Source organism: Planktothrix sp. FACHB-1355 (genome assembly GCF_014748295.1).
Taxonomy (GTDB): domain Bacteria; phylum Cyanobacteriota; class Cyanobacteriia; order Cyanobacteriales; family Aerosakkonemataceae; genus Aerosakkonema; species Aerosakkonema funiforme_A.
On record NZ_JACJUP010000008.1, the window covers coordinates 21224 to 31144 of the forward strand.

8 protein-coding genes are annotated in these 9921 nt (G+C 44.1%); all 8 read right to left on the minus strand.

Annotated features, from left to right (window positions below; translation table 11 throughout):
* Window positions 1–255: 255 nt before the first annotated feature.
* Window positions 256–1479, minus strand: coding sequence for an IS256 family transposase (locus tag H6S82_RS01475; RefSeq protein ID WP_191055970.1), 1224 nt, complete (start codon window positions 1477–1479; stop codon window positions 256–258).
* Window positions 1480–1593: 114 nt separating this feature from the next.
* Window positions 1594–2220, minus strand: a complete 627-nt coding sequence (locus H6S82_RS01480) for a plasmid pRiA4b ORF-3 family protein (protein WP_191055971.1) — start codon at window positions 2218–2220, stop codon at window positions 1594–1596.
* A gap of 179 nt (window positions 2221–2399) precedes the next feature.
* Window positions 2400–2849 (minus strand): hypothetical protein, encoded by a 450-nt coding sequence (locus tag H6S82_RS01485; protein ID WP_191055972.1) that lies wholly within the window; start codon window positions 2847–2849, stop codon window positions 2400–2402.
* Window positions 2850–2889: 40 nt separating this feature from the next.
* Complete coding sequence (locus H6S82_RS01490) at window positions 2890–4071, minus strand: RHS repeat-associated core domain-containing protein (RefSeq protein ID WP_191055973.1); 1182 nt, start codon at window positions 4069–4071, stop codon at window positions 2890–2892.
* 378 nt (window positions 4072–4449) lie between these two features.
* Window positions 4450–4572, minus strand: a complete 123-nt coding sequence (locus tag H6S82_RS33850; RefSeq protein WP_277926379.1) for a hypothetical protein — start codon at window positions 4570–4572, stop codon at window positions 4450–4452.
* A gap of 678 nt (window positions 4573–5250) precedes the next feature.
* Window positions 5251–7980, minus strand: coding sequence for an RHS repeat-associated core domain-containing protein (locus H6S82_RS01495; RefSeq protein WP_191055974.1), 2730 nt, complete (start codon window positions 7978–7980; stop codon window positions 5251–5253).
* Window positions 7981–8040: 60 nt separating this feature from the next.
* Entirely contained in the window at window positions 8041–8466 is a 426-nt protein-coding gene (locus H6S82_RS01500) for a hypothetical protein (RefSeq protein WP_191055975.1), read from the minus strand.
* A 9-nt stretch (window positions 8467–8475) separates the two neighbouring features.
* On the minus strand, window positions 8476–9921 hold a 1446-nt coding region (locus tag H6S82_RS01505), incomplete at its 5' end, for an RHS repeat-associated core domain-containing protein (RefSeq protein ID WP_199317860.1).

The window sequence follows — 9921 nt, forward strand, 5'->3', positions numbered from 1 at the left end:
GTGGATTGACAGGAAAAAAGTCTGTGGTAGTCAAAAAAAACCAGACTAAACAAAAGTAAAATAAAACCAATGAACGAAATTAGATTGTCAAAAAACTCAATAAAAACAAAGTTGCTCAAAGGCGACAAGTAAAAGGTGTGCCTTGACAATGTAACCGTCTTTAGAGATGAGTAAATAAGAAGTAGGAATAATAAACAAAAAAGAACTAGCAACGATATTACTGAGACTGTAAAACAAACTGTGTAACTGCCTGTTTTACAAATACGGAGCCAATTGCTCCTCGAACTCGATGGCAAAACGGTTCATCGCCTGCCGCCAGTCTTTGATCGGCATCGTCCATTTTTGGGCGGCTGCCTGCGTCGCCAGAAAGACGACCTTTAAGGCTGAATCGTCCGTCGGAAAGACTTTTCGTTTGCGGGTCGCCTTGCGGATCACCGAATTTAACGATTCGATCGCGTTAGTCGTATAAATGACTTTACGGATTTCCTCGGAATAATCAAAGATCGAGCGCAGATTGAGCCAGTTGGATCGCCACGATTTGGTGATTTGCGGGTATTTTTCATCCCACTTTTGAGCGAACCGTTCCAACTCCAGGAGCGCTTCTTCTTCCGTCACCGAGCGATAAATCTGTTTCAGATCCGCGGCAACCTGTTTGTAATCCTTCCACGCCACATAACGCAAGCTATTTCTCACCTGGTGGATAATACAAAGCTGCACTTTCGCCTCCGGATATTCGGCTTCGACCGCTTCGGGAAAGCCTTTCAGTCCGTCCATACAGGCAATTAAGATTTGCTCCACACCGCGATTTCTCAGCTCCGTCAGAATCGAAAGCCAAAAGCGCGCGCCTTCAGTTTCCGAAATCCACATCCCGAGAAGTTCCTTCTGTCCGTCTAAACCGACGCCCAGCGCCAGATAGATCGCCTTTTTGATAACCCGTTTGTCCTGGCGGAGCTTGACCACCAGACAATCGAAATAAACGATCGGATAAACTTCATCCAGAGTGCGCAACTGCCATTCTCTGACCTGCTCAAGCACGGCATTTGTCACCTGTGAGATCAGTCCGGCTGAAACTTCCGCCCCATACATTTCCTGAAAAGCGGCGACGATCTCACGCGTCGAAAGCCCTTTGGCATACAGACACAGAATCTGCTCGTCCATGCCGGTCAGGCGGGTCTGCCCTTTACGAATAAGTTCCGGTTCAAACGTGCCGTTGCGGTCGCGCGGCGTGTTAATCCGCACCTCGCCGTGATCGCCTTTCAAAATTTTCCCGGTTGTCCCGTTGCGGCTGTTGCCCGAATGATGTCCTGCCGCAGAATGCTTCCGGTAGCCGAGATGCCGTTCCATCTCGGCTCCCAGAGCGGCTTCGACCGTCAGCTTGACCAATTGCGAAGACAAAGCCGATAAATCCTCGCCGGTTTTAATATCCTTCGCCAACTCGCTGGCTAAAGCTTTCAATTTCTCTTCTTGCGTAATGTCCATTTTTACCTCCTATTTTAGGTTAAGTTTTAATGAACAGTTACACAATCTATTTTACAGTCCCTTCGCAGAGGGAAATTACTCCTGCCGAAGTTTCCGAATTCGTGAACTGAAAATTCAGCTTTGCCGGACGGCTTTCCGGATTCGCTCGTTGGTTTCATCAAGACTGAAATATTCCGCGTCGAACGCGCCGCCCGCCCATTCCAAATATTCTTCGTGTGCGGGATGAGCGGGCTTTTTGATCGCTTCGAGAAAATATTTGTAGCCTGACGCGCCGCCGACATCTTCGGGAGGACGAGAGCGCGCTCCGTCAACGCATTTCGGATACCTGACGGTTCGCTCTGAGGACAGCATTCGCTCAAACAAAATCTCGTGCCGCCACGAGTCGCCGAAATCGTATTCGTAATAAAATTTATCACCCTTCCCGAAATCGAACCAGCCCAGCCGGAAGCGTTTTTCGTTTTTGATGTCTTCATCCCATTCTTCTGCTATTTCAAATTCGGGCTGGCTGTAGCGAACGCCTGCAATCTCGAACAAATGAAGATGATAATTCCACCAGTCAAAGGCGGCTTGGATGATGCGGTGCAGCCCTGAAAGAGTCGTCTGTTCGGAGACCAAAAGCCGCCGCCAGATGACGGGTTTGATTTCAAGAAGCGTAATTTTTAATTGATAAATCTCCGGCGCAGATTCGACTTTGACAGACTTCATCCGAGCAGTGTAATCATTTTTGTCAAATTTCTGCAAATGCGATTACTGGCACAATTTTAATTACCAGTGTTCTTTGAAACGTCAACCGAGCCGTATCGATTGTGGTTCGCAGTATTCATACTGCAATTTTCACAAGCTACCGTCGCCGTCCGATGTTCTTAATGCCAGTTCCGTAACTTGCAGACAGTCGGTGAACTTTGTCGATTCCCTGCAACCTAATATGTTTTTGATTCAAGTCTTTTATCATAAGGATAATCTATTAAAACCATTTTTTTCTCTAACTTTTCTCCTTCTGAATAATGTAAAATGTTTGAACGGGCTCCAGTCGCCGGAAACACACTAGCTCTTGGTCCTCGTAATGAGCCGTGAGGCATTGTAAAAGACTCAAATTTACCTATTAGGTTAAATATGATTTTGATAAGCAATGGTTGCCGACTTTTTCTTTCCGGAAAAATAACAACTCCTTCATTATTTGTTATTAAGGTTTCTTGATTTAGCTCTTTTTCATGTGACCATGCTTGCCGTAGTGGGAGGTTGGGTACTGGATTATCATTTCTGTCAACAACCAACACTCTCCATTCAGGAATTGAAGTTTTCTCAAATGGAAAAATAATTACCAAAAAAAAGATGCAAGACACTGCTCCTAAAATAAATTTGTACTTCATATAATACCCAACTCATCTAACATTAATTAACAAATAGCTATTACTGGTGTGCTAGCTCATGCAATAAACGAAGTTCATCATCATTTCTAGGTAAATTTGCTCCAACCTTCCAACCTTGAGCGACTCTTCCATCATCTGGTATTAAAAGCCCCGATGTAGCCGCCAAAGTATAGATACGATCGCGAGTAGCCTGATCTATAACCGCTCGTTCAAAGGCATTTCGACCAAAAGATGTAAGGAAATTTACTTGGAGAAGAGTTATTGCTGCGGTCTTTTCTTCAAAGGTAGGATTACTTTCTCCAGATTTGTGAGCCCTTCCTTCTGTGATAAACGTCCACCAATCATACTTAGTCGTAAGCCCTGTTTCACCATCAAATACTTCATACGTTGGTATACCATAACTTTGAAAAAATCTATGCGTTGGGGAAATACTATCCATCATTGGATGTGCCGCCCGACCGAAATTTACTAAAGCCTCTAGAGATAAAATATTGCCGGTCGAATCAACTTTGTTTTGTAAATCAAGCGCAGAGTTAATATTCATTGTAATAAATTCCCAAGTTTTTGCTTGAGCTTCTTCTGTCGTCATTCCCATTGGCACCATGGCATGCATGTAGGCTTCAGATGGAAGTAGCGTTCGAGGAAAGTCAAATATAATTCCGGCTGAAATCGGATTGTCCAGAAAAGGATTGCTTCCATTACCACCCAATTGTACCCAACTGCCCGTACCAAAAGTAGTGTCAACTAATGCGCTCCCGTATATAATCATACTTTGCTCTGCTTTGCTTAACCCTGGGAGTGCGGCTATGATTATATCATTATGAACCTCAGTCGGAAATAAACCATCTTTATCTACATAACTCAAAGGATTGTTTCTACAATAAACATATCTATTAAAACTTTGTGGATTGGTTGACTTGCCTGAAGCTAAAAGTGGGTCAACTGCCGTAAATCTGCCGTGTCGATTCTCATACATTCGCGCTTCGGCAAAGTCCAGTCCGGTTTCATCATCCTTCTGATAACCCGTAAACTTCTGACGGATGCCGTCACTTGCCCCGTATTTCAAATCTGTTACGGGGGATTGTATAACGCTTGTGTTTGCGGACTGCCTCTCACCCGTATTATTGATTATTTCTTCACCAAACGGCAGAAAATCACGTCGGGAAACAACATTGCCTAAACTGTCAGTGATAACGCGCGGAGAACCTAATTGATCGGTCACCGTCCATTTCGTCGTCGGATTCTCCGGTGCCGGCTCGGTCGTACTCGAATATTCCTCGACCAGCTTTCCGGCTGAATAAACAAAGACGGTTTCTTCTTTGAAAATGCCGTTCGGATCGTAAACCTTTTTCCTGACGCGTTTGCCTTCACCGGCGTAAAAATACTCGCCGACATTCTGGTTATTCTCGACGACGTATTTCTGTTTGTTATTCCCGTCAAAGACGAAAGTTCGTCCTTCGGCATCGTCCGTCAGATTGCCGTTCTGGTCGTATTGGTAACCCTGATTCGAGTTGAATCTGTTGGTGTCGGCATCGATCGAGGGGTGAGTTTTGTTATCGAGTGTTAATTGAGTCGTGCCGGTGAATTTCTCTTTGCAAACTTAATACTCTACAATTTCTTCTACTACACCTTCCCCAATTGGCACAATACCTTCATCAAAGGTGAAGTGGATACCAGATGCAAAGTTTGCAACAAGAAAATTTTCATTAGAGAATTTAATCAAAACTCCTCCTTCTTCCCCAGGGAAAACATCTCTCTATCAATTAAGGTAATTTGACCTGATACTTTTGTTTCAGAAATAAAATTGAACAGTGGTCTATAACCGCTTCTGAAGGGAGTTTTTCGAACGTGATATAATTTTATTCTTGCTTTAACTTCAATCATAGGTCACTTAAAAATTGGGCTAAAAGTAAATTGTCGAATATCCTGAATAAGATTCAGCCAATTAGCAGGAGCAGCTTAACTATCACATATGAAATTCTTTAACTACTGATTTCAGTTGGAATCAATCTCAAGTTTCAAAAATAAACTTTCTAAAAGTGACCAAACTTCAGATGAATGGCAAACATACTTGGTTATATTATGAGTTTGCATTGAATTAGGCAGATAGCTTATATCAAACTTATTATTCTTCATATACCTTATTGAAATTGAGGGCTTCTTTAAACTTTCCTGATAATCTGCCGTTTTAGAAAGGTTTAAGGCATGAGCATATGAAATTGGATAGATTGTTTCCACATACTTTGATGAAGCTATCCGTTTAGTTAATTCTAATAGTGGTAGAATATCGCTACCTTCTTGAAATAATTCTTCATAATATGAAACTATGTGTTTCCATATACTATTCAATTTCATATGCTTTATTTATTTACTAAAATATCCGCGCCATAATTTTATATCATCATTGCCCAAATCTAAAAGGATTAACTGGTGACTGAACTGGTCTGTTATTCAAATAGAATTGGGTTTTATTAAACAAATTTTGGTTGCTGAAAATTGTATATAATTCAGCATTTGTAACATTCCTCCTTTCTACAGAAAAGCCAAATCTTCGCCCCTTATCTAAGGCTCCTGGAATATCATCAATTAAGCCATCCAAAGCAAAGAAAATTGTATCTGCTCTTTCAACAGCTTGATTAAATGCACGCCCAAAATTATTTGTAACTGTTCTGCGCGTAATTCCATCAATCGCCCAATTTTTTGCCATACTACCGCCTGTTTCTTCGGCAAGTTCTCGTAAAACGAACCTTGTTTCACTGTTTTTAACCAAAGTTTCCAGTCCAAGAACAACTGCTTTTCCTCCTTGTTTACCACCTTGACCGCCAGGAATTAAATTCGCTCCAAATCCTAAATAGGCGCCTGCAAGCTCACCGTTGCTGGCTTGCCCTATACTATTCTTGTAGCTTGTGTTGAGGAGATTAAAAGTTCCGGTTGGCTCATAACTTAATACTTCCTCGATTCTTTTAGCTTGTTCTGGAGTTCCGTACGGCGCCCAACTACTTGCGGAAGTACCGGGCGTTACTGTCCCCAGTATTGTATTGCCGCGTTTCCTTGATTGAAAATTTTCAACCTCTGTGTTTCTGTAATTGTCTAAAAAGTCCTTCCCTTGCTGAGTATATAGTTCAGATGGAGCAGACTGTTCGCGAACCGTTACGCTTTCGTTTCCCCAACCAATAGTTCTCTTAAAATATTCATAAGCTCTCGCCCATCCACCAAATATAGTTCCCGGCTCATCTACAGGATTATCACAATCCGGGCATAAGCCACTCGGATCGGTCAATAAAACAGGGTTATTTCTGACATAAACATACCGATTAAAAGTCTGCGGATTGGCTGACTTTCCAGAAGCGAGAAGCGGATCAACCGCCGTGAATCTGCCGTGTCGATTCTCATACATTCGTGCTTCGGCAAAGTCTAATCCCGTTTCGTCATCCTTCTGATAACCCGTAAACTTCTGCCTGACGCCGTCCGCCACGTTGTATTTCAAACTCAGGGATTGACGCTCGCCGATGTTGTTGGTAATCTCCTCGCCGAACGGCAGAAAATCACGCCTCGATATGACATTGCCTAAACTATCGGTGATAACTCGCGGACTGCCCAATTGATCGGTCGCCGTCCATTTCGTCGTCGGATTCGTCGGCGCGGGTTCGGTCGTACTCGAATATTCTTCGACCAGCTTGCCGCCTGAATAAACGAAAATCGTTTCTTCCCTAATCGTGATGCCGTCAGATTCGTAAACCTTTTTCTTAACGCGTTTACCTTCGCCGTCATAAAAATATTCGCCGACGCCCTGATTGTTTTCGACCACATATTTCTGCTTATTATTGCCGTCGAACGTAACAGTTCTGACGATATTCTGACCTGCCTGATACTGGGTCAGATTGCCGTTTTTATCGTAGTCGTAAACTTGAGTATCGGCGAAGCGGTTCGTGTTCGGATCGATCGTCGGATTGTTGATCTGCGTTAAGGCGAGCGACGTTGTTTCACCGGTGATCTTTGCACGTCCCGTCCGGTTGCCGAAACGGTCGTAATCGAAGGTTTCCTTCCACACCTGCGGCGCGCTCGTGCCCGTCCCTTCGGTTTCTCGGGCTTCCTTTAATCGATAAAGCGAATCGTATTTGAAGGTTTGGACGAGCGGGTTTGGCAGACCGTTGAAACTGATCGTTTGTCTGGCAATATTGCCCGTATTCTTCGCCGTATTGACATCGCCATTTTCAAATTCGCCGTATTCATACTTTAACTTCCAAAGGCTGCCGTCGCCGTCCGACGCGCCGAGCGCCATTTCCGTAACCTGCAAACGCTCATTGAACTTCGCCGATTCCCAGCGCCCGTTGCCTAATCTCAATCGTTGAATCTTTCCGTCCGGCGTGTAGCTGAAACCGTTGGCGTAGGTTCGCTCGATCGCGTTCGGATTCGCTTTGCCGTAAATCCGCGAAAGGTCGCCGTCCGCCTCGAACTCGTTTCTCACCACTCTGCCCGACGGGTAAGTCTCTTTAATCAACGCTCCGGCGAAATCGTATTCGTATTCCGACACGCGCGGCGCGGCGGTCGAAATCGTTTCGCCCGTAAACGGCGTGCGCTGTTCCATCCGCGTCAATCTGCCCAGATAATCGAAGTTCGTGTAGCGCGTTTCCGAAACTGACGACGTGACTTTCGTCAGCTTGCCTTTCGCGTAATTCGGCGTTTGCTGTTGATCCAAGCCTTTCCCGTCGTAGAAATATTCGACTGTCGGCGTGTTCGCGTCCAAATCATTGCTTGAAATCTGCGAGCATTCGGTGGCGGTCGTCGTGATGTTCTGCTTCGTATAGCATTTCTTCGTGATGCGGTTCGCCTTATCGTATTCGTTGACGATGTTCGTCCCGTTAGCATCGGTCGCCCGCTTGACGTTGCCCATCAGATCGTAAACGAAAGCGGCTGTCCATTTCCCCGACGTGTTGTAGGCGTCCGCTAAATCCAGACTGTCGTTCGGAATCTGTTCCGGCTGGCGGACGCGAATCAATCTGCCAAGCGAATCATATTTGAAATAACGATGCTGGTCGCCCTGAATGACTTCGACCATCTTGCCCTGCTCGTTATAGCGGTAAACGGTCGCGTAAGACGGGTATTCCGTGTTGGTCAGGCATTGATCCAAACAGGTCGGCGGCGGAATATCGGGCGGCTCATTCGGCGTCGGAAAGAAACTTAACTATAATTAAGTCATAACAATCGGGTTCTTTTGAATCCTTGCTTCCGCTATCAATTTTGTCATTTTTGCAATAAGCTGCCTCATCTCTTGTGAAAGACTATAGGACTTTAGCTTTAATAACTCCGGCTCAATTAATCCCAAATCAGACTCTTTTATGACTACACCGCTGGCAGTCCCTTCAAATAGGACGTATTTCAAAAGATAGGACTCAGTGCCCAATAAATTTATAACTTCTTCCCTCAGAAAACTAACCTCTGAAATATTTCCTATACGTTCCGAGATTGCTTCAAAATCTCCTTTTTTATAGAACTTGTAAAATGTCGGATCATCGAAATAAATTTCACCTGTTTCAGAATCAATTTTTATTTGTGTCTTTCCAGTATGAATCTCAACATTTTTGATGTTTTTATACACAGTTAAATCTAGTCCCATATTTAATAATTAATAAGTAACTGTCCCTCCATTTGTAAAGATAGTTACTCTCCCTTTTACCACATAACCATTTCCTTCAACTCTTAAAATTTGTTTCATGGCATCTTCTGGCGAAATATTAACATTTCTCGCATCAACAAGAATTTGTTGCCCCTGTTTTGTTGCTTTTTGAATTGCATTTTTAAGAGTATTAGTTCCCGCACTCGTCAAGGTTTTTAATTCAGTTGAAACACCATTTACTAAAAAGTCAGGAGTTTTAATGGCTGATCTTGGAACAATACTTACATTTTTCCCTTGGGCAAGCAACTCTGAAACCATGCTTCGTTCAGCCTGTGTTAAACCATTTAAACTTCCTGAAAGAATACCTGATTTTGTTACAGTTGATGCTCCTGTTTGTTCTAACGCTAGTGCTCCTGTACTAACCGTTCCTTTACTAAGGAGTCCTACCCTAAATGGTGTGACAAGTAATGTTATATCCAAAGGAGAGATTGCAGTCTGAACACCTAAGCCAGCATTAACATCCCCGTTCATTGACTCGTATAATTCATCATACAGTTCATCGGACATAACTTCATCCCAACCACTTCTCACGTATTTGTCACCTAAAATTAAATCATCTAGATCTAACGGGTTGTTTACTGATGCGGGACCAAAGGGATTGAAGCGAACTACATATCCTTCTCTTACGGAAGTTGACGCACCAATCAATTCTCCCTTCCTATTTCTTTGCGTTACCTCTCTATAGCCTTCAGTTGATTGACCATTTCTTATGTACTTATATTTACCGTTAGTTGGGTTTCCTTCTGCATCAACAGGGTAAAACCACTTTCCAACCTGTAAGCCATCCGGGTCAGTAAAAATCAAAGGATTATTCAAACAGTAAACATATCTATTAAAAGTCTGCGGATTGGCTGATTTTCCACTTGCCAGCAGCGGATCAACCGCTGTAAACCGCCCGTGCCGATTCTCATACATCCGCGCTTCGGCAAAATCCAATCCGGTTTCATCATCCTTCTGATAACCCGTGAATTTCTGACGAACGCCGTCCGCGACGTTGTATTTCAAGCTCGCGGCTTGACGCTCGCCGATATTGTTAGTGATCTCCTCGCCGAACGGCAGGAAATCACGACGGGATACAACATTGCCCAGAGAATCCGTGATTACACGCGGACTTCCTAATTGGTCGGTCGCCGTCCATTTCGTCGTCGGATTCGTCGGCGCGGGTTCGGTCGTGCTCGAATATTCCTCGACCAGTTTTCCGGCTGAATACACGAAGACGGTTTCTTCTCTGACGCTGCCGTTCGGATTGTAAACCTTCTTCTTGACCCGCTTGCCTTCGCCGTCATAGAAATATTCGCCGACGCCCTGATTGTTTTCGACCACATATTTCTGCTTGTTGTTGCCGTCGAACGTAACAGTTCTGACGATATTCTGACCTGCCTGATACTGGGTCAG